23 protein-coding genes are annotated in these 19,385 nt (G+C 65.2%); 8 read left to right on the top strand and 15 right to left on the bottom strand.

Going from position 1 to position 19,385, the window contains the following annotated elements:
* Positions 1 to 55 precede the first annotated feature (55 nt).
* The 5 genes from HAPAU_RS11705 to HAPAU_RS11685 form a co-directional block, all read right to left on the bottom strand.
* Complete coding sequence (locus HAPAU_RS11705; RefSeq protein ID WP_066382807.1) at positions 56 to 1,177, bottom strand: ATP-NAD kinase family protein; 1,122 nt, start codon at positions 1,175 to 1,177, stop codon at positions 56 to 58.
* Positions 1,178 to 1,493: 316 nt separating this feature from the next.
* A complete protein-coding gene (locus tag HAPAU_RS11700) occupies positions 1,494 to 2,183 on the bottom strand; it encodes a competence/damage-inducible protein A (protein ID WP_066382805.1) in 690 nt (229 codons plus the stop codon).
* A gap of 29 nt (positions 2,184 to 2,212) precedes the next feature.
* Positions 2,213 to 2,962 carry a DUF5803 family protein gene (locus HAPAU_RS11695; RefSeq protein ID WP_066382803.1) on the bottom strand — a complete coding sequence of 250 codons (750 nt, stop codon included), beginning with the start codon at positions 2,960 to 2,962 and terminating at the stop codon, positions 2,213 to 2,215.
* Entirely contained in the window at positions 2,959 to 3,633 is a 675-nt protein-coding gene (locus HAPAU_RS11690) for a DUF2110 family protein (RefSeq protein ID WP_066382801.1), read from the bottom strand. Before HAPAU_RS11690 ends, HAPAU_RS11695 begins: the two co-directional genes overlap by 4 nt.
* The gene (locus tag HAPAU_RS11685; RefSeq protein ID WP_066382800.1) at positions 3,633 to 4,157 is read right to left on the bottom strand and encodes a transcription factor; all 525 of its coding nucleotides are present in this window, start codon (positions 4,155 to 4,157) and stop codon (positions 3,633 to 3,635) included. The genes HAPAU_RS11690 and HAPAU_RS11685 overlap by 1 nt, the downstream gene beginning before the upstream one ends.
* An 89-nt stretch (positions 4,158 to 4,246) precedes the next feature.
* On the opposite strand from HAPAU_RS11685, the gene HAPAU_RS11680 reads away from it, so the two are divergent.
* Complete coding sequence (locus tag HAPAU_RS11680) at positions 4,247 to 4,888, top strand: hypothetical protein (RefSeq protein WP_066382799.1); 642 nt, start codon at positions 4,247 to 4,249, stop codon at positions 4,886 to 4,888.
* On the opposite strand, the gene HAPAU_RS11675 is transcribed toward HAPAU_RS11680, so the two are convergent.
* Complete coding sequence (locus HAPAU_RS11675; protein ID WP_066382794.1) at positions 4,872 to 5,414, bottom strand: tRNA (cytidine(56)-2'-O)-methyltransferase; 543 nt, start codon at positions 5,412 to 5,414, stop codon at positions 4,872 to 4,874. The genes HAPAU_RS11680 and HAPAU_RS11675 overlap by 17 nt on opposite strands.
* 81 nt (positions 5,415 to 5,495) lie before the next feature.
* Here HAPAU_RS11675 and HAPAU_RS11670 point away from each other — a divergent pair, with 81 nt between their 5' ends.
* Positions 5,496 to 5,726 (top strand): hypothetical protein, encoded by a 231-nt coding sequence (locus HAPAU_RS11670; RefSeq protein WP_066382792.1) that lies wholly within the window; start codon positions 5,496 to 5,498, stop codon positions 5,724 to 5,726.
* An 11-nt stretch (positions 5,727 to 5,737) separates the two neighbouring features.
* Here HAPAU_RS11670 and HAPAU_RS11665 read toward each other — a convergent pair whose 3' ends face one another.
* The 7 genes from HAPAU_RS11665 to acs (HAPAU_RS11635) all read right to left on the bottom strand — a co-directional run bounded on the left by HAPAU_RS11665 (position 5,738) and on the right by acs (HAPAU_RS11635) (position 14,526).
* On the bottom strand, positions 5,738 to 5,956 hold the full coding sequence (locus tag HAPAU_RS11665; RefSeq protein ID WP_066382785.1) for a hypothetical protein: 219 nt from the start codon (positions 5,954 to 5,956) through the stop codon (positions 5,738 to 5,740).
* A 67-nt stretch (positions 5,957 to 6,023) separates the two neighbouring features.
* Positions 6,024 to 6,488 (bottom strand): universal stress protein, encoded by a 465-nt coding sequence (locus HAPAU_RS11660; protein WP_066382783.1) that lies wholly within the window; start codon positions 6,486 to 6,488, stop codon positions 6,024 to 6,026.
* Positions 6,489 to 6,491: 3 nt separating this feature from the next.
* Positions 6,492 to 8,225: a sodium:solute symporter family transporter gene (locus HAPAU_RS11655; protein ID WP_066382779.1), complete on the bottom strand. Its 1,734-nt coding sequence runs from the start codon at positions 8,223 to 8,225 to the stop codon at positions 6,492 to 6,494.
* Positions 8,222 to 8,671 carry a DUF4212 domain-containing protein gene (locus tag HAPAU_RS11650; RefSeq protein WP_066382778.1) on the bottom strand — a complete coding sequence of 150 codons (450 nt, stop codon included), beginning with the start codon at positions 8,669 to 8,671 and terminating at the stop codon, positions 8,222 to 8,224. The genes HAPAU_RS11655 and HAPAU_RS11650 overlap by 4 nt, the downstream gene beginning before the upstream one ends.
* An 87-nt stretch (positions 8,672 to 8,758) precedes the next feature.
* Entirely contained in the window at positions 8,759 to 10,750 is a 1,992-nt protein-coding gene (acs, locus tag HAPAU_RS11645; protein WP_066382777.1) for an acetate--CoA ligase, read from the bottom strand.
* A gap of 94 nt (positions 10,751 to 10,844) precedes the next feature.
* Complete coding sequence (locus HAPAU_RS11640) at positions 10,845 to 12,482, bottom strand: bacterio-opsin activator domain-containing protein (RefSeq protein ID WP_066382776.1); 1,638 nt, start codon at positions 12,480 to 12,482, stop codon at positions 10,845 to 10,847.
* A gap of 103 nt (positions 12,483 to 12,585) precedes the next feature.
* The gene (acs, locus tag HAPAU_RS11635; protein WP_066382774.1) at positions 12,586 to 14,526 is read right to left on the bottom strand and encodes an acetate--CoA ligase; all 1,941 of its coding nucleotides are present in this window, start codon (positions 14,524 to 14,526) and stop codon (positions 12,586 to 12,588) included.
* Between the two features lie 86 nt (positions 14,527 to 14,612).
* On the opposite strand from acs (HAPAU_RS11635), the gene HAPAU_RS11630 reads away from it, so the two are divergent.
* Positions 14,613 to 15,371: a DUF2797 domain-containing protein gene (locus HAPAU_RS11630; protein WP_066382772.1), complete on the top strand. Its 759-nt coding sequence runs from the start codon at positions 14,613 to 14,615 to the stop codon at positions 15,369 to 15,371.
* Position 15,372: 1 nt separating this feature from the next.
* On the opposite strand, the gene HAPAU_RS11625 is transcribed toward HAPAU_RS11630, so the two are convergent.
* The gene (locus HAPAU_RS11625; protein WP_066382770.1) at positions 15,373 to 16,284 is read right to left on the bottom strand and encodes an NAD(P)-dependent oxidoreductase; all 912 of its coding nucleotides are present in this window, start codon (positions 16,282 to 16,284) and stop codon (positions 15,373 to 15,375) included.
* A gap of 128 nt (positions 16,285 to 16,412) precedes the next feature.
* Between HAPAU_RS11625 and HAPAU_RS11620 the strand changes: the two genes are divergently transcribed.
* From HAPAU_RS11620 to HAPAU_RS21675, 5 genes are all read left to right on the top strand, one after another.
* Positions 16,413 to 16,805 (top strand): hypothetical protein, encoded by a 393-nt coding sequence (locus tag HAPAU_RS11620; protein WP_066382768.1) that lies wholly within the window; start codon positions 16,413 to 16,415, stop codon positions 16,803 to 16,805.
* Between the two features lie 47 nt (positions 16,806 to 16,852).
* Positions 16,853 to 17,131, top strand: a complete 279-nt coding sequence (locus tag HAPAU_RS11615; protein ID WP_066382763.1) for a ribonuclease P protein component 4 — start codon at positions 16,853 to 16,855, stop codon at positions 17,129 to 17,131.
* A 68-nt stretch (positions 17,132 to 17,199) separates the two neighbouring features.
* The gene (locus HAPAU_RS11610; RefSeq protein WP_066382761.1) at positions 17,200 to 17,457 is read left to right on the top strand and encodes a YhbY family RNA-binding protein; all 258 of its coding nucleotides are present in this window, start codon (positions 17,200 to 17,202) and stop codon (positions 17,455 to 17,457) included.
* Positions 17,457 to 18,344 carry a mechanosensitive ion channel family protein gene (locus HAPAU_RS11605; protein WP_066382758.1) on the top strand — a complete coding sequence of 296 codons (888 nt, stop codon included), beginning with the start codon at positions 17,457 to 17,459 and terminating at the stop codon, positions 18,342 to 18,344. The genes HAPAU_RS11610 and HAPAU_RS11605 overlap by 1 nt, the downstream gene beginning before the upstream one ends.
* A gap of 64 nt (positions 18,345 to 18,408) precedes the next feature.
* On the top strand, positions 18,409 to 18,582 hold the full coding sequence (locus HAPAU_RS21675; RefSeq protein ID WP_169802647.1) for a hypothetical protein: 174 nt from the start codon (positions 18,409 to 18,411) through the stop codon (positions 18,580 to 18,582).
* Positions 18,583 to 18,608: 26 nt separating this feature from the next.
* Here the strand turns inward: HAPAU_RS21675 and HAPAU_RS11600 are convergent, their stop codons facing one another.
* Complete coding sequence (locus tag HAPAU_RS11600) at positions 18,609 to 19,271, bottom strand: DUF502 domain-containing protein (protein WP_066382756.1); 663 nt, start codon at positions 19,269 to 19,271, stop codon at positions 18,609 to 18,611.
* Positions 19,272 to 19,385 lie beyond the last annotated feature (114 nt).

The following is a 19,385-nucleotide window of genomic DNA, read 5'->3' as shown; positions in this document are numbered from 1 at the left end:
GAGGTATTAATATTCACTACTTCTTCATTATATGTCTCATTATAGATGGCCCGGGTCAGACGATCTGTAGCATTCGGCGTTCGACCCGCCCGACGCGAACCCGCGTCCAGCCCCTGAGTTCCTCGTCGAGGTCGGGATCGCCGGTGTCCACCCGAAGGACGCCGATGTCGTCGAGCTTCGAGCGGGAGGCCACGACCTCGATCTCACACCGGTCGATTACGGCGGGCGAGAGTTGCTGGTTGCCCCGCCCGAAGACGAACCCCTGCCCGCCGATCGGCGAGACGACGATGACGTTTCGGTCGCCGAGTGCCGCGAGGATCTCGGCCTCGCTGCCGTCCCGAACGAGTACCTCGCCGCGCTCGGCACGCTCGCCGTCCGGGTCCGCTCTCGGCTCTCGCTCGGATTCGGGAACGGCTCGCCAGACGTCGACTCCGAGCGGGCTCCCCTCGATTCCCAGCGCGTCTTCGATCGCGCCGACCGTGCTGCCCGGCGCGAAGACGTACGTGGTGCCGGGCTCGACCCCCGCGACGAATCCTGCCGTGAGTCCCTCGACGGTGCCGCCGCCGAGCTGTTTCGAGGACTGCAGTTCCTCCGCGACCGGTACGTTCACTACCGCTCTGAGGCTTGTCCGGACCTCGCCCGCACGGTAGGCCCCCTCATCGATGTCGCTGACCTCTCGGGATTCGGTCACGTCAAAGGCGGCGGCGATCCGCCCCGCATCTTGTGGCGTGACGCCGAACACCGAGGAGTAGACCTTCACGCCCGCCGGCACACCCAAAATCGGCGTCTCGCTACTCGCTTCGGCCACCGTCTCGGCGACGTCCGTTGCGGTTCCATCACCGCCGACGAACAGGATCAGGTCCACGCCCCGCTCTACGAACCGCCGGACCGCCTCGCGGGTGTCCTCAGCGGTCGTCTCCCCCTCGGGTTCGTAGACGACTTCCGGCGAGAAGCCGGCCTCCCGAACCTCGGACGCGCCCATCGGATCGCCGCAGGTCAGGATCTCGGCGTCGGACAGGCGCTCTCGCAGCGCTTCGAGGGCAGTGACAGCCCTCTCGGGTGCTCGCGGTTCGGCACCCCGCTCACGGGCCTCCTTGAGTTTCCCGTCCGTTCCCTTCAGACCGACCCGTCCACCCATGCCCGCGATGGGGTTGAGGACGAAACCGATACGTCGCATACCGTCAGTTCCCGCCGAACCGCAAAAGGCCTCGCGGTCGGCCGAGCGAGTCGTCAATACTTATAAAACAGCACCACACACGGTGGAGTATGAACCCGGCTTTGCTGAACCAGCACGGCACGTATCCGATCGAGATCCTCGGGGGCTCGGTGCTTCTCATCAGCGTCGTATTGACGCTCGCGTGGCTGGTGTACCTCTACCGGTAGCCCAAATATCGATAATCACACGGTCTTGCGGATCTACTGCGGCCGCTGATATCCGGCGGATCGCCGCAGGACGGGTGCCTCTGACAGTGCTCCGACCGCCGGGTATCGCTTTACTCGTCCAGTTCGACGTGTTCGCGGAGCCACTCGGCCGCCGCCTCGACCGTTTCCTCGTCCGTTCCGGTGAGTTTTAGCCGTACCCCGTCGCCGGGATAGCTTCCCACCGAGACGTCGAATCGTTTCCGCACCTCCGCGAGTCGAGGGACGAGTGCGCTTTCGGGTTCGGTGGTGTAGACGAAGTCGGTGTACCGGGGTTCGCCCGCGAACTCCTCTTCGACCGACTCGAACATCGCCTTCATCTCGCTCGGCACTCCCGGCAGAACGTAGATCCCCTCGACGACCGCGCCGGGGGCGACGCCGACCTCGTTGTGTAACGGGCGCGCGCCCCGCGGGAGGTTGGCGGTCCCGCTCGTGAGGTCCTCCCGGGTGTAGCCGCCCTCCGCCGTCAGCCACGAGAGGGCCTCCTCGTTGCGTTCGATCTCGCGATCCAGCGCCGCGGCGACCCCCGCGAGGGTCAGGTCGTCGTGGGTCGGACCCAGACCGCCGGTGACGATCACGGCGTCGTACTCGGTTCGGTACTCCGAGACGACGCAGGCGATCTCCTCGACGCGGTCGGGGACGACGGTCACGCGCTCGACATCGACGCCGCGATCGGCGAGGCGCTTTCCGAGCCACGCGGCGTTCGTGTTGACCGTATCGCCCGCGAGGATCTCGTCGCCGACGGTGACGAGCGCGACGTGCATACCGCTCGTTGGGGGTGCCGGGCTAAAACTCACCGCATTCCCGGCGGCGGTTTCCGGTCATCGTCCTCGATGTCGACGGCGAGTCCCGCCTCCTCACGTGTGCGCTTGAGGTCCTGTATCTGCCGATAAACGTACGCTCCGGCGATCGTCGCCCCGATCGAGGCGATCAGAATCAGCCCGCCGAAGAGATAGACGTCGCGCTCGAGGTAGTAGCGCACCGAGATGGCGCTCGCGTTCATCTCGTCCCAGCGGATGTGGACCTGATCGTCGACGATCTCGGTCTCGTAGCCGCCCGGACGAACGTTCGCGAGCACGAAGTTGTCGACCCGATAGCCCGGCGGGAGGATCACCTCGTAGGAGCCGTCGACGAAGGTGTCGGTCGCGAAGTTCCGCGACTGGGTGTCGGAGGTAAAGGCGAGTTGGCCGTCCTCGGCCGGCAGGTGGACGGTGACTTCCGATCGGGTCTCCTCGACCTCGATCTCGTCCATTCCCACGACCGTGCCGTTCGGGTACCGGAACTGCACCGCCCGCACGGCGATCGGGTTGTCGTCGCCGTAACGGGTCGATTCGTAGAGTCTCACGGTCGAGCGGTTCTCGACCGTGTAGACCGCCTCGTACTCACCACCGGTGATCTCGATGGTGGCGTCGGCGTCGGTGTCCCAGTCGTAGTTCGCGTCCTCGTTGAGTCCCTCCTCGCTCGTGGTCGACCCGAACCCCGCACAGCCTGCTAGCGCCACGAGCGAGACGAGCGAGACGAGCGCGAGCAGGCGACGGTTCATGTCGTGATGACACAGCGTAGTTCCGAGGTGAGATGCGGACCGATCGCCGCCAGCAGTCCGGGCGGGTCGGTCCCCTCCCGGCAGACGACGCTCTGTTCGAGCAGGCCCAGCCGCTCGACGGTGACGATGTCCTTCGCGTGGCCCGCGCGGTTGACCGTCGCTCGGACCTCCCCGCGGGTGGCGTTGTTGACGTTCACCCGGCCGGTCCCGCGGGTCCACTCGTAGAGGCGGTCGCGCTCTTCGTCGGCCAGCCGCGAGTCACGCTCGCCGCCGTAGACGAATCTCATCGGAAGGTGCTGGACTAGTCCGAAGCGCTCGACGAGTTGGGCGGGCCGACCTTGTCCGAGCCCCAACTCGTCGGTCGGGATCCGAACCTCTCGGCCGGCGTCCAGTACGAACCCCTCGTCGTCCCACGACTGCAGGGTCCCGACGTAGGTCTCTCCCTCGCGGAACTCGTCGGTGATCTCGCCGAACTCCTCGCGGAGCGCGTTTCGGGCGATCACGGCGTCCTGACCCTCGATACTCACCGTGGGAAAGTCGTCGTGACGCACCCCAACGTCGTACTCGACATCGAGGTCGCCGACCGTATTCGCGACGAGCGATCGAAGCCCGTCGAGCGCCTGCTCGCGGGCCTGACCGTGGACCGTCACCTTGGTTGCAAGGACGACCATCAGGCCTCGATGTCGATGTTGAGTTCGGTTCGAAGCTCGTCGATTCGGCGTTCCATCGCGACGACGAGCCGGTCGTTGTCCATCGATTCCAGCGGTGAGCCACACTCGGGACACTCGAAGCCGAAGTCCATCGCCTCGCCGAACTCGAAACGGATCGAACACACCTCACAGAGGTAGAACTCGTGGTTCCGTTCGTACTCCTCGCGGTTCTCCAGGGCGTCGAGCAGGCGTTCCATCTCCTCGGCGAGGTTCTCGGGGATGTTCTCGTACTCGAACGTCCACAGGTAGGTGAGCCAGCCCGAGTCCTCGTCGCGAAGCCGACGATAGCTCGCCAGGTCGTTCTCGTAGAGGATGAACAGCGCCCGACGGACGTCGTTGAGTTCCAGATCGAGCGTCTCGGCGAGTTCCTCGTCGGTGACCTCCCCGTCCGGCGGCGCCGCGGCGACCGGCATTCCCTTCGGCCCCACCAGCTCGTGTAAATACTTCTGTATGACGGGGTCCTCGAGTAGATCCTCAAAAGCCATTACCCTCCCTTGCGCCGTTCCCCGGTTAAGTCTTTTGAGCCATCCTGAGGGCCGAAACCACTATGTCAGTTGTCGAAGAACAACGGCCTATGAGCGAATTCCTCACTGCACTCCATGAGGAGGTGAACCTGAAGGACACTCTCGCGACCGTCGCCGTCCTAGGGGCACTCGTCGTATTTACCGACGTTTCGCGGTCGATTCTCGTCGCCGCCGGTATCGCGTTCGGTCTAACTGCCGTCATCAACACACTTGACGCCGTCTCCGGTGGCCCCAGTCTCGTGGTGAGTGCAACCGTCTTCGCGCTCGGAGCGCTCGTCGGGCTGTGGCTTACGGTCACCGAATCATCGTATTTCATGGGTGCGATGACCTTTCTCCTCGCGTGGCTCGCCCTTGATACGTTTCACAAGGCCGTCCACGGAATCGAACCCACCGAACCGGACCCGAGCGAATTCGATGAAATGAGCGCAAGCGAGGCCGGCCGTATGACGTATCGCGCCCGGAAGGTCCAGCAGGCACTCGACAACTCGCCGGCCTCGCTGTCGGCCTCGGAGCTCGTTACCCGCACCGGCCTCTCCGAAGCGGAGGTTCGCGAGGCACTGTTGTTCCTCGAAAACGCAGAGGCCATCAACGAGGAGTGTGAGCGCTACGAACTGGTCGAACAGCCCGGACTGCTCCGTTCGATCGTCAGTCGAATCGTTCGCCCCTTTTCGCTTTTCACTCCGAGTCGGTAGGCTCGACTTCTTTGCCTGTCTCCCGTGGGATCACCCGCTGGTCGGCGTCCTCCCACTCGCGCTCTAGCTCCCGGCCCTCGAACAACCTGTCGAGAAACACGGCCAAGCCTGCCACTTCCGAGTGGGGCTGGTTGGTGACGCCGACGTTCCAGTCGGCGTGTTCGTAGATCCCGAAGGGGACCTTCTCTCCGCCGACGACCACGAGAAACGGGTCTTCACGGTGGGCCTCGCGGATCTCGCTTTCGACGTCCTGGATCCGCTCGCCGTACATCGTCAGATGCACCACGCGCCCGTCCCACTCCCGGACGAGCGCCTTCTGTGAATCAGAGAGTTCGACCGCAAAGGGGCCACCGAAACGAGCGGTGATGTCCTTGACTGTCTCCTTCGACTGGCCGGCGTTGTCGGGGAGGATCACCCGGTCGGCCCCGAGCGCGCGGGCCGTGAGGCCGACGTGGGTCGTCATGCGTTCGTCGCGTCCCGGTCGGTGGCCGAGGCGTAAGACGGCGAGTTCGGGTCCGTCGTTCATGACTCCGCTCGGCGCGGCGTCGGGTAGGGGGTTTCGGTTCGGAGACGGGGGCTTTAATCGGCGCCCACCCGAAGGGATCGTATGAGCAGCGAACGGGGTCGAGAGGGCGGCGCGTTTCCGGACGGGTTTGCCGTCCCGATCACCGGTCTTCTGGCGCTCGTGTTCGCGCTGATGGCCGGGATGAGCGTCCTGCCAGCGCTGTCGGGATCGCCGACCGATCTGGCGTTCCCGATCATCTTCGGCGGCGCGAGCATCGTGTGTTTCCGCCTCAGACGACGGTACGTCGCCGCCCGCGAGGAATCGACTGACTGACGCAAGGTCCGTTATCCCGTTCTCGCAACTTCCAGCGAGAGAAAGAAACCGAAGTACGCCGGGATCCCCGCGAGCATGAACATGTAGAACGCCCAGCCGGGTGCGCTCGTGAAGACGAACTCGAACAGAAACGAGACGACCCCAACCCAGACGACGGCAAACATCAGATCGTGGAGCATCCCGGTTCTGTTCTCGCGAACGTGTTCGCGGAGGCGGTCTGTCAGGTCCATCGAGTTGTCGGTAGTACGCTGGCTCCGAAATACCTCCCGAAACGCCTGTCGACGGGGTTCGGACGGGTTAGTCGTCGCCCGCTACGTAATCGACCACGAGCACGGGAACGTGCGTCGAGCGAAGCGTCCGCTCGGTGACGCTCCCGAGCAGCGCACGGCGGACTCCCGAGCGCCCGTGGCTCCCCATGACGACGAGGTCGATGTCGTGGTCCTCGGCGTAGTCGGCGATCATGTCGTGGGGTCGACCGCCCGCGTGACGCTCGACGACGGTCAGCCCGCGGGCTTCCGCCTGCTCTTTCACGTAGCCGGTCGCCTCTTCGGCGTCCTCGCGGAGGTCGGTCATCCCGCTGAAATTCCCCTGTTGGATCCGGTCGACCTGTTCGGTGCCGAGGCCGTAGGCGACCGCGTCGACGTCGGCGACGAACAAGGCGTGGACCTCCGCGCCGTACTTCTCGGCGATGTCCACCGCGTGGTCGACCGCTACTTCCGCGACGTTGCTTCCGTCCGTCGGAACGAGTATGCGTTCGTACATGGATCAGTCATCTGCCGGCGTTTCGGGCCGGTTACCGTTCTTCTCGGCGACGACGTCCGCCGCGGTCATGTCCTTTGGCATCGGATCGGGGCTGTGACACTGGCGGACCATCTGTTTGGTCCGCATCGGGGGCTCGTCAGTGACCAGCGAGACGACGACCATGAGGACGATCACCGTCGGCGTGAAGATCAGCGCGGAGCCGGCCGCGGGCATCCACGTCGAGACGAACTCGATGCCCCAGCCCGCGCCGCCGTTGACGAGGCCGAAGTTGCCCTCGTTGAACATGGGGATGAACCAGAGGACCAACCCGGCGACCATGCCGACGAGCGCGCCCTGACGGTTGGCGTTCTCCCACCAGAGACCGACGAAGAACATCGGGAACAGCACGATGGCGGCCAGCGAGAACGCAAACGAGACCAGCGCCGCGATCGGCTGCTGGGGGTCCATCGCGAAGATGATCGTGAGCAGGCCGATGGCGATGATGCTCAGGCGACCGACGAGCACCTGCTGGCGCTGGGTCGCGTCCTCGTTGATGATGGTCGCATAGATGTCGTGGGAGATCGCCGACGAGGCGGCGATGAACAGCCCGGCGACCGTCGCGACCGCCGCGGCGACGCCGCCCGCTGCGACGAAGCCGACGAACCACGTCGGCAGTCCCGCGAGCTGTGTCGCCAGCACGACGATCACGTCGGCAGCGGCACTACTCATGCCGGGGTCGCCGTAGACCGCGCCGATCTGATCGCCGTACAGCGCCGTCCCGAACGCCGCGAACGCGGGCGCGCTCAGGTAGAGCAGACAGATGAAGAAGAGCCCCCAGGTGCACGACCAGCGGGCGACCCGCTCGTTCTGGACGGTGTAGAACCGAACCAGCACGTGGGGAAGGCCACAGGTCCCGAAGACGAGGCTGAAACACGTCGCGATCCACAGGTAGTAGCTCCCGCCCGCGAACGGCGCCGAGAACTCCGATCCGAGGTCGCTGATCAGCAGTCCGTACTCGATCTGTGGCAGTACGGTCGAGAAGCCCGTCGTCCAGCCAGTCACGAACAGGCCGATCAGGAACGCGCCGATGAGGATGACGTACTGCAGGACCATGTTCTTGGTCGCACCGAGCATCCCCGAGAGCGCCAGATAGCCGATGGTGATGACCATGAAGAGGATCATCGCGGCCTGATACGCGCTGATCCCCGGGAGCGGCACGAAGTTGTTGATGTCGCCGAGGACGTACATGCCGACCAGCCCCATCCCGCGGGCCTGGCCGAGCGAGTAGACGAACCCGATGAGGAACGTCGTGATCGCCGCCAGCGCACGCGCGGCGTCCGAGTTGAACCGATCCCCGACGAAGTCGGGCGCGGTGTACTTCCCGAACCGGCGCATCTGTGCGGCCAGGAAGATCAGCAGGATGAAGTAGCCCGTCGTCCAGCCGACGACGTACGCCAGCCCGTAGACGCCCGACAGCGCGATCAGCGCCGCCATCCCGAGATAGCTCGCCGCACTCATCCAGTTGGCACCGATCGCCATCCCGTTTTCGAGGTTCCCGATCGACCGGCCGGCGACCCACATGTCCTCGGTGTCGGCGACCGTAAAGAGGAACCCGACCACGAGGAACAGCACCATCATCCCGAGGACGATGATCGCCGGAAGGAGCTTGAACGAGATGTCGAGTCCCTCGGGGAGCAGCGCCTCGTCGGACTGGAGCGGGAGCAACAGGAGCTCCGCCACCAACGGAAGCCAGTTCATTCCGCGACACCTCCATCAGCGGCCGTCGGCTCCTCGGTCGCGGTCTCCTCGGACTGTTCCTGTCGGGCGACGGTCTGTTCGATGCCGTACTTCTCGTCGAGCTGGTCGCGCTTGCGTGCGTACCACACCGAGAGGATCAGCGCCGCCGACGGCCCGACGATCGCGATCAGGAAGTAGTGCAGCGGAAAGCCGATTCCCGGTATCGGCTGTGTCATCAGGTCGGGCGCGATCCGGGTCAGCGTGATCGGCCCGAACGTGGTGATCGACCAGATGATGAATCCCGTCCAGATGATCCGCAGGTGATCCCGCATGAACGGGGTCGCGGGGTTCAGTAGGTTGATCTCCACGTCGAGGTAGTCGGTCCGTCGTTCTCTCTCCACGTCGGACAGCCCTCCGTCGGTCCTCGTGGGGGTCGATTCGTCGGATAGTTGTGATTCGTTCGTCATCTGTGTTGTGAACTGTTAATTGTGTCATTCATACGCGCGCGAATTCCTGGCTGAGCGGATCGGGCCAAGAAAACGCCGCGGAATCGTTCAGTCGCCCTTTACTTTCTGCTGGATCTCGCTGACCACGCCGGGGTTACGAAGCGTCGACGTGTCGCCGAGTTCCTCCTCGTTTGCGATGTCCTCGAGCAGGCGGCGCATGATCTTGCCCGAACGAGTCTTCGGCAGTTCGTCGGTGAAGACCACCTGTTCGGGCCGGGCGATCGGCCCGATCGCGTCCTCGACGCCCGCGACGATCTGCTCGCGCAGGTCCTCGTCGCCCTCGTAGCCGTCCTCGGTGATGACGTAGGCGTAGACCGCCTCGCCCTTCATCTCGTGGTCGCCGCCGACGACGGCGGCTTCCGCGACGCCCGAAACGCCGACGATGGCGCTTTCGATCTCCATCGTTCCCAGCCGGTGACCCGAGACGTTGATCACGTCATCGACCCGCCCCAGCACCGTGATGTAGTCGTCGTCGTCGATCTTCGCGCCGTCCTCGGGGAAGTAGACCCATTTGTCGCTGTCCGGATCCGAGTACTCGCGCCAGTACTCGTCGATGAACCGGTCGTCGTTCTTATAGAGCGTCCGGAGCATGCCGGGCCACGGCTTGTCGACGGTGAGATAGCCCGCCTGTCCCGCCTGGATCCGCTCGCCGTTGGTGTCGACGATTCGGGCGTCGATCCCCGGAAGCGGCGGACCGGCGGAGCCGGGTTTCATCGTCCCGATCCCCGGTAGGGTGGTGATCAACATACCGCCGGTCTCGGTCTGCCACCACGTATCCACGATCGGGCAGTCCTCGCCGCCGATGTGTTTGTAGTACCACTTCCACGCCCGGGGGTTGATGGGTTCGCCGACCGTCCCCAGCAAGCGAAGGCTCGAAAGGTCGTGGTCGGCGGGATACTCCTTGCCCCACTTCATGAACGCTCGAATGGCCGTGGGTGCGGTATACAGCTGGTTGACGTCGTAGTCCTCGACGATCTCCCACATCCGGTCCTTCTCGGGGTAGTCCGGTGTCCCCTCGTACATCAGGCTCGTGGTTCCGAGCGCGAGGGGACCGTAGACGATGTACGAATGGCCGGTGATCCAGCCGATGTCCGCCGAACACCAGTAGGTGTCCTCGGGCTCGACGTCGAGCACCGCTTGCGTCGTCCAGGCGGCATACGAGAGGTAGCCGCCGGTCGTGTGTTTGACGCCCTTGGGCTGGCCGGTGGTCCCGGAGGTGTACATCAGGAACAGCATGTCCTCCGCGTCCCGTACCACGGGCTCGACCTCCGCGCCCTCCTGGTCTGCGACGAGGTCGGCGTACTCGCGCTGGTCGTCGTTCAGGTCGTGGCCGAAGCCCTCCTCGCCCAGGCGGTCGACGACGACCGTCGTGGTGTCGTGATCTACGTCCGCGAGTCCCTCGTTTGCCTTGTCGAGATGGTCGAGGGGGTCGCCCCGCCGGTAGTACCCGTCGCAGGTGACGAGGTACTCCGAATCGGCGGATTTCATCCGGGTCGCGAGCGCGTCCGCGGAGAAACCCGCGAACACCACCGAGTGGGGTGCGCCGATGCGTGCACACGCCAGCATCGCGATCGGCAGTTCCGGAATCATCGGGAGGTACATCGTCACGACGTCGTCCTCGCCGACGCCCATCTCGCGGAACGCCGCGGCGAGTTCGTTGACCTCCTCGTAGAGGTCCTGGTAGGTGTAGGTCCACGTCTCGTCTACGGGTTCGCCGACCCACTCGATGGCGACCTCGTCGCCGCGTCCCTCCTCGATGTGCCGGTCGATGCAGTTGTACGAGGCGTTGAGTTTGCCGTCGACGAACCACTCGTAGAAGGGGGCGTCGCTCTCGTCGAGCACTTGGTCGTACTGCTCGTCCCAGTCGAGGAGGTTGGCGGCCCGTTCCCAGCAGTCGGGCCAGTTCTCCTCGAACTCGTCGTAGATTCCCGGATCGGAGACGTTCGCCTGTTCGACGAACGACTCCGGCGGCTCGAACGTGTCCTGCTCTTCGAGCCGTGCCTCGAGTTGAACGTCTTCGTCCTCGTTGTCACCCTCCATGGTACGGGCAGTCAATACGGAACCGGCATAGTAAACATGGGATCTAGGTGTGCAAAACGGGCCGTGTTTCGATGACAGATAGGGATAATAACGGTCACTCCTCGTCCTCGAAGAGCAGTTCGAGGAGTTCGCGCTGGCCCTTGCGCAGGTGGTTGTGCAGCGTCGGTGAGGAGACACCCATGGCGTCGGCGACCTCCTCGGCCGTGCTGCCCCGTGGCCAGTCGAAATACCCCCCGAAGTACGCCGCCCGCAACGCCGCCCGCTGGCGGTCGGTCAACCGCTCGGTCGCCCCTTGCTTGAAGCCGTCGACGGTGCTCGCGCCGCGTTCCGTGGCCTGTTTGCCGACCAGCCGGGTGTCGGGGAACGCCTCCGTTAGGCGCTCGACGAGCGCCCGGAGGTCGGTGTCGTACGCACACTCGGCGAGGACCCGGGCCTCGCCGTTCTTGATCGTCGCCTCCTCGACGGTCGCGCCGTCGTCGGTGAGCGAGAGCAGGGGACAGTCCCCCGAGACGACGAACTCCACCAGCGCGCCCGAGTCACGCCCCTCGACGAGCCGTCCCTCCTCGATCCCCCGGCGCTCGGAGACGTACTCGATGACGGCGGGTGCGCTCGCCCCCGAGAGCGTCAGGTAGTAGACCAGCGCCGACTCCGAGGCCGAGACGATCGACTCGAGGTCGAACCGACAGCCGAAGCGTTCGGACGCGGCGACCAGCGCCGACCGCGTGTCGGTACTGTGAAACTCGAGTTGGAGGATCGTATCCGCCAGCAGCAGCTTCTGTCGGCGGATGGCCGTGATCGCGTGACCGACCCGCCGGCCGAGCAGCGCGAGGCGCTCGCGTTCGTGTATCGTGCCGTGAGCGCCGACGTAGAGGGTTCCATAGCGGGTTTCACCGTACTGGATCCCGATCTCGACGATCCCGCGTTGGGTCCCCGTCCGCCCCGCCGCTCCGCCGTCGAGACCGGCACGGATCGACGGGATCGTCGTCGGATCGATCCCGGAGACGGCGCTCGGTGCGCTCTCGCCGTCGAGTTCCGGCGCATCGATCCACGCGAACCCGTAGCGATCGGCGAGCACCGCACAGACCTCCGCTTCGAGTTGCTCGCGTGTCGACGCGTCGAGCAACGCCGAATCGAGCGCCGTCGTGTCGGTTCGATCGGCTTCGAGCGAATCGAGGATCTCGTCGGTGTTCGGCGCGTCGAGGTAGGGATCGAGCGCCTCGAGGCTCCGCCAGCCCCCGATCGATTGGACCACCCGTGGCGAAACGTCACGCTCACACAGCAGGGTCCGGGCGAAGTATCGCCGTAGATCGTGGGCGCTCACGTCGACGAACCTCGACTCGCCCGTCCGGTCGGCGGCCCGATCGGCGACCTCCCGAACGAGCATCTGGACGCGCCGGGGCGTCACATCGATGATCCGCTCTCGTTCGCCGATCCCGTTGCTGTTGGTATATCGTGAGAGCTCTCGCTCGACGCCTGCCGGGAGGTATGCCTCGCGAGTCCCCCCACCGCTTTCGGGAACCGAGAGGAGAAACCGATCGGGATCGGTTCGCACGTGTGAGATTCCTTCCGGACGGATCCCGGTCGTCTCGACCGCCCTGAGCCCGACCTCGCCCCCGAGACGGATCAGAAGCCGCTCCCGATAGGTATCCGCCGCCTCCAACAGCCGTTCGTAGTCCGACCGCGAGAGCCATTCGTCCTCCCGACGACGCTCCTGCACACTTGCCTCGGACATATTTCGTACTTCTCGTATAGTATGAAACCATGTTAGTGCTATCGGTTCGATGATCCCCGAAACCGGGCGTGTCTCTCGTTTCGCATCCTTCTGAGAATACGAACTAATCGTCGCGGCCGGCGGCTTCGATCTCCCCGACGACCTCGGGGTTGCGAAGCGTCGACGTGTCGCCAAGCGGCTCGCGGTTCGCGATGTTCTCGAGCAGGCGGCGCATGATCTTGCCCGACCGGGTCTTCGGCAACTCGGGCGTGAAGACCACCGCTTCGGGCCGGGCGAACGGTCCGATCGCGTCCTCGACGCTCTCGACGATCCGTTCTCGGAGGGTTTCGTCGGGGTCGCGGCTGTGATCGGTGCTGACGTAGGCGTAAATCGCGGTGCCGTTGGTTTCGTGTTGTCCGCCAACGACGGCGGCTTCCGCGACGCCCGGAACACCGACGATGGCGCTTTCGATCTCCATCGTCCCCAGCCGGTGACCCGAGACGTTGATCACGTCGTCGACCCGGCCGAGCACGGTGATATACCCCTCGTAATCGATCGTCGCACCGTCGCCCGAGAAGTAGACCCAGTCATCGCCCTCGGAGAACGGCTCCCAGTACTCCTCGCGGTAGCGTCCGTCGTTTCCGTACAGGGTCCGGAACATCCCCGGCCAGGGTCGGTCGGCCACGAGATACCCCCGTTCGCCGGGGTCGATCGGTGCTCCGTCCTCGCTCACGACGCGGGCACCGATCCCCGGGAGAGGTGGCCCCGCCGACCCGGGTTTCATCGTCCCGATTCCCGGCAGGGTCGACACCATCATACCGCCGGTCTCGGTCTGCCACCACGTATCCACGATCGGGCAGTCCTCGCCGCCGATGTGTTTGTAGTACCACTTCCACGCCCGGGGGTTGATGGGTTCGCCGACCGTCCCCAGAAGACGTAGCGAGGAGAGGTCATAGTCGGCGGGGTATTCTTGGCCCCACTTCATGAACGCTCGAATGGCCGTCGGCGCGGTGTAGAAGACGTCGACCGCGTTCCGTTCGACGATCTCCCAGAGCCGCGAGCGGTCGGGATAGTCGGGGGTTCCCTCGTAGAGCAGCGTCGTCGTGCCGAGCGCGAGGGGGCCGTAGACGGTGTACGAATGGCCGGTGATCCAGCCGATGTCGGCCGAACACCAGTAGGTGTCCTCGGGCTTGAGGTCGAGGACGGCCCGCGAGGTCCACGCGGCGTAGGCGAGATAGCCGCCGGTCGAGTGGATGACGCCCTTGGGCTGACCGGTGGTCCCGGAAGTATACATCAGGAACAGCATGTCCTCAGCGTCGCGAGCCACCGGGGACACCGTCGTTCCGGCGTGGGTGAGCAGGAGTTCTTCGTAGTCGTACTGGTCGTCGTCGAGGCTGTGATCGAGGTCCCGCCCGAGGCGGTCGACCACGACGGTGGTGACCTGCCGGTCGAGTCCCATGAGCGCGTTGTCGGCCTTGCTCTTCTGGTTGAAGGCGTTTCCCCGCCGGTAGTACCCGTCACAGGTGACGAGGTACTCCGAATCGGCGGATTTCATCCGGGTCGCGAGCGCGTCCGCGGAGAAACCCGCGAACACCACCGAGTGGGGTGCGCCGATGCGTGCACACGCCAGCATCGCGATCGGCAGTTCCGGAATCATCGGCAGATAGATCGTCACGACGTCGTCCTCCTCGACGCCCAGATCGCGAAGCGCCGCGGCGAGTTCGTTCACTTCGCCGTAGAGGTCCTGGTAGGTGTAGGTCCGCGTCTCGCGGCGTTTCCCCTCCCACTTGAGCGCGGCGTGGCTTTTCTGTCCGGCCTCGATGTGCCGGTCGATGCAGTTGTACGAGGCGTTGAGCCTCCCGCCGGGAAACCACTCGTAGAAGGGGGCGTCGCTCTCGTCGAGCACTTGGTCGTACTGCTCGTCCCAATCGAGCAGGTCGGCGGTCCGTTCCCAGCAATCGGGCCAGTTCTCCTCGAACTCGTCGTAGATTCCCGGATCGGAGACGTTCGCCTGTTCGACGAACGATTCCGGCGGCTCGTACCGTTCGTCCGAGGACGGGGCCATCGTGTGGAATGGTCACGAGGGACGGGAGAATAAGTTTTCGCCCGGTCGGCGATAGCCATATCCGTCGCGCGCGGCTACTCGAAGGCGTGCAGATCGTGGGCTACGAGACGGGAGCGAGCGACGACGGGCCGGCACTGACGCTCACGGACGGGGACGGTCTCACGCGCCAACCGCTCGATCCCGGCGAGCGCCTCGAATACACGCTCGGCGACCGGCGCTGTGCCGGGACGCTCTCGAAGGGAACCCACATCGGCTGTTCGAACCCCGCGGCTCCCTACTGCGACGATCACTCGTATACGTGGGTCTGTGCACGCTGTACCGGGACCTGCCTCAAGGACGAGATGGACTGTTTCGAGGCTCACGCCGTCTATCTCGCGGCCTTCGCCCCTGCCCGGTTTAAAGTCGGCGTCACCCGTGCGTGGCGACTCGACACCCGGCTCCGAGAGCAGGGTGCAGACCGCGCCGCACACCTCCACACGGTGTCGAACGGCCGGATCGCCCGCGAGATCGAGAGCGGCATCGCCCGCGAGATCGGGGACCGAGTCCGGGTGCCGACGAAGATTCGCGGGCTCGCCGACACGGTCGACCTCGTGGCATGGGAGGCTCTCTTGGAAGGGTACGACCCCATCGAGACGTTCGCCTTCGAGTACGACCTCCCGCTCACCGAGCACCCCGTAAGAGAGACCATCGCGAGCGGCACTGTCGTCGGAACGAAAGGGAGGATCCTCGTACTCGAACGCGGCGGGACGACCTACGCGGTCGACATGCGCGATCTGGTAGGTTACGAGGTCCGCGAGGGCCCGAGCGACCGGGCGCTCCAGTCGAGTCTCGGCGCGTTCGCCTGATCTACTCCTCGGTGCGCGCCTCCTCGCCCGCCAGCATCTCGATGACTTGCATCACGCCCGAGTTGTCGTCTTGGCCCATGTCGTTTGCGACCATCGACTTGTAGAGCTCGTGGGCGAGCTCGGTCTGAGGCATCGGCGCGCCGAAGGCCTCGCCCGCGTCGGTGGCGATTCGCAGGTCCTTGTACTGGTACTCGGCGAAGAACCCGGGGTCGAACTCTCCTTGAATCATGTCCGGCGCACGGTTGTCGAGCGTCCAGCAGCCCGCCGCCCCGCCGCTGATGGCCTCGACGACGCTCTCCAGATCGGCGCCCGCCTGGCTCGCGAACACCAGCGCCTCGCTGACGCCGACCATCTGGGCGGCGACGACGATCTGGTTCGCCGCTTTCGTCGTCTGGCCCGCGCCGCTGGGCCCACAGTGAGTCACCGTCTCGCCCATTACGTCCAGTAGGTCGCGCTGCTCATCGAGGACCTCCTCGCTGCCTCCGACCATGATCGAGAGCGTGCCCTCGATCGCGCCCCCCTCGCCGCCGGAGATCGGCGCGTCGAGCAGTTCGATACCCCGTTCTGTGAGTTCGGCGGCGATCTCTTCAGCAACGACCGGCGAGATCGTCGAGTGGTCGATCACGGTCATCCCCTCGCTCAGTCCATCGATCAGGGGCGCGTCCTCGTTTTCGTCCCCCAGCACGACTCGCTCGACGTCCGGCGAGTCCGGGAGACACAGCAAGACGACGTCGCTTTCTTCTGCGACGCCGGTGGGCGAGCCCCCGTCCTTCCCGCCGGCCGCAACGAGTTCTTCTACTGGTTCGTTCGAGCGATTGTGTCCGACGACCTCGTATCCGGCGTCGAGGAGGTTCTCCGCCATCGGCAGTCCCATGATCCCGAGTCCGACGAATCCGACAGTCGTATCTGGCATCTCAGCGGTTCCTCACGCTCCAGATCCAAATACGTTGACAATCGGCACGGTCCTGCCGCTGGATCCTGGGGGCGAAGCCGGCGAGCGACAACCCAACCCTTTTCGGTTCGGCCGCAGAATCCGAGGGTATGGTCGAGGACAACGACGAGAGTGGCGAGACCGGCGAGGGAGAGGAGGAAAAATCGTTCCGCGAGCGCGTCGAGGAGATCCGCGAGCAGCGCGAGGCCGAGGGCGGCCCCGACGGCGAGGGCGAGGGTTCGCGTGAGGAGCGACTCGAGGAGATGATGGGCGGCGGTGGCGGCCCCGGTGGGATGGGCGGCAACCCCTTCGCCCAGATGATGGGCGGTATGATGGGCGGCGGCGGTCCCGGCGGTGCGATGGGCGGCGGACCGGCCGGCGGTCCCGGTACGGGCGGCGAGGGCGGGGACGAACAGCTCGTCCGCGAGGTCCGTCAGCTCCGCGATGAGGTCCGGGACGTCAACCGCCACCTCGAGCGCATCGCCGACGCCTTAGAGGACTGAACGGATCGCAAAAGAGCTAAACCGACGTGTCGTCCTTTTCGAGGTAGATGTCCATCGCCCGCGAGCGCATCGACCGGCTGGAGGCGCTCGCAAAGGAGGCCGCGACGGCGAACGAGGACGAACGCGCCCGCGAGTACGTCGCGCTCGCCCGGCGGATCGCCGAGCGAAACCGCTTGCGACTGCCCCGCTCGTTCGAGCGTTTCACGTGCGACCGGTGTGATCGCTATCTCAGGCCCGGCCGCAACGCCCGCGTCCGCCTGCAGGACGGCCACGTCGTCCTCACCTGCGAGTGTGGTGCTCACCACCGCTATCCCTATCGTCCGTAGCGATCGGGGTCGACTCCCGTCCGACCGTGAATCGAACGTTCAAAGTGTACCGGCCCTCTAGCAGGGCTATGAGCGACCGAGCGGATCGACAGGCACTCAGGAAGGAGGCCCACGACCTCGACGTGACGGTCTGGGTCGGAAAGGGCGGTATCGACGCCGTCGCCGAGGAACTCGCCGACCAGCTCAAAGACCGTGAGCTGGTGAAGGCGAAGTTCCACCGGGCGGCCCGCGGCGGGACGACCACCGAAGAGGTCGCTGCGGAACTGGCCGACGCGGTCGACGCGACGCTCGTCGAGACGCGGGGCAACACGGCGGTGTATCACTGATGGTGCTGGAAGGGATCCTCGTCGACCTCGGGCTCGCTCAGGGACCCGCAGCGGCAATCGACGGGGCGATCCGCTTTCTCGTTGCCTTCGTCGCGCTCGTATTCGTCGGCCGTGCCGTGGTGTTACCGCTGATCGAGCGTGCCTTCGACAGGCGCAACCTCGAACCGCACGCCCAACGGCCGCTGATGAAGGTCGCGTGGTTCGGCGTGCTCTTCGTGGCGGTCGCGGTCGCGTTCGGTTTCGGGGGCTTTGGTAACTTCCTCACGTCGCTCGCGACGATCGCCGCCGCCGCGGCACTCGCGATCGGTATCGCCATGCAGTCGGTCATCTCGAACTTCGTCGCGGGCGTGTTCATCTTCACCGAGAAACCGTTCAAGATCGGCGACTGGATCGAGTGGCAGGAGGGCGACTACTCGGGGATCGTCGAGGACATCAGCCTGCGGGTAACCCGCGTGCGCACGTTCGACAACGAACTGGTCACGGTTCCGAACTCGGATCTCACCGACAACGCGGTGAAAAACCCCGTCGCGAAGGACAAACTCCGCCAGAAATTCGTCTTCGGTATCGGCTACGACGACGACATCGGGATGGCGACCGACATCATCGTCGAGGAGGCCAACAACCACGACGGGATCCTCGACGACCCCGCGCCGACGGTCAGACTCACGGAACTCAACGACTCCGATGTGGGCCTCCAGTCGCGCTTCTGGATCGCGGATCCCGCCCGCGCCGACTTCGTGCGGATCCGCGGCGAGTATATCCAGCGGGTGAAAGAACGCTTCGATCGCGAGGGGATCGACATTCCCTACCCGTATCGCACGCTCGAAGGTGGACTGTCGGTCGAGAGCCTCGATTCGATCCGCCCGAGCGGCGAGCCAGCCGAGTGAGACCCGGCGTTTGCAAGTAGTCGGACTGATGCGAGTCGGCGGTCCATCACAGCGTGGGTGTACGATGCGCTACGTCTGTACCGAATGCGAGTGGGACGTCGATTCGAACGGCTCGCTCACCGACGATCTCGGCTCACTGGCCGTCGAACACCACGTCCGCTTCGGACACCCGGTCGAATTGGCGACCGACCGCCGCCCGCCGGACGAGCAGATGGTCGATAGCTCGGTCGGGACGTAGCCCGCGGGCGGTCGACGCCTCGGCTTTTATTTCGCGCGATCCCTCGTGTCCTCTTGGCTATGAGCGACGCCGCTAGTGATGATCGCCTGAACGCTCTCTTCGACGGTCATCTCGATGTCGATCACCCGGTTCTCCGGGACGTAGATCAGAAAGCCGCCCATCACCGGGTTGGGAGCGAACGGGACGAACAGCGTGAGCATCTCCTCGTGGCCCGCCGCCGCGACCAGTTCCGCCGGCGGCCGGCCGGTCAGATAGGCGAGCGCGTAGCTGCCGTCGCGGGGAAACTCGACGAGTTTCACGTCCTGAAAGCTCTCGACGTCGCTCTCGAGGAGGATGTCGCTCATCCGTCGGAAGCTGTTGTAGATCGAACTCACGCCGGGGATCGACTCCATGGCGGCGTGAAAGCCGCCAGCGATCCGCGTCCCGTCGGTGTGTTCGGCGACGATCCCCACCGCGACGATGAGTACGAGCAGCGTAAGGACCGTCGTTACCTGCACGACCGGCGCGGCGACCTCCACGTCGAGGTAGCCTGCGAGCCAGACGACGGGGTTGAGCGTCTGAGCGACGAAACTCAGGACGAAACCGAGGACGATGACGGTGAGGATGAAGGGGATCGTGATCGCGGTGCCGGTGATGAGCGACTGGCGGAGCCGCTCTCTGAGGGAGGGCTGACGCTGCGGGGAGGGCATATCGGTGAACGCTCACGGGAACTTGATACGACTATCGGTTGCACTCGCCAGCCGTTCCTATTGGTCGAGCGATCCCCGGCCGTCGATGGGTCCCTCCGACAGAACGGAGCGGTC

The sequence above is a fragment of the Halalkalicoccus paucihalophilus genome (assembly GCF_001593955.1).
Classification (GTDB): domain Archaea; phylum Halobacteriota; class Halobacteria; order Halobacteriales; family Halalkalicoccaceae; genus Halalkalicoccus; species Halalkalicoccus paucihalophilus.
The sequence above is the reverse complement of the archived record's forward strand: the minus strand, read 5'-3'. Positions and strand labels throughout refer to the sequence as shown.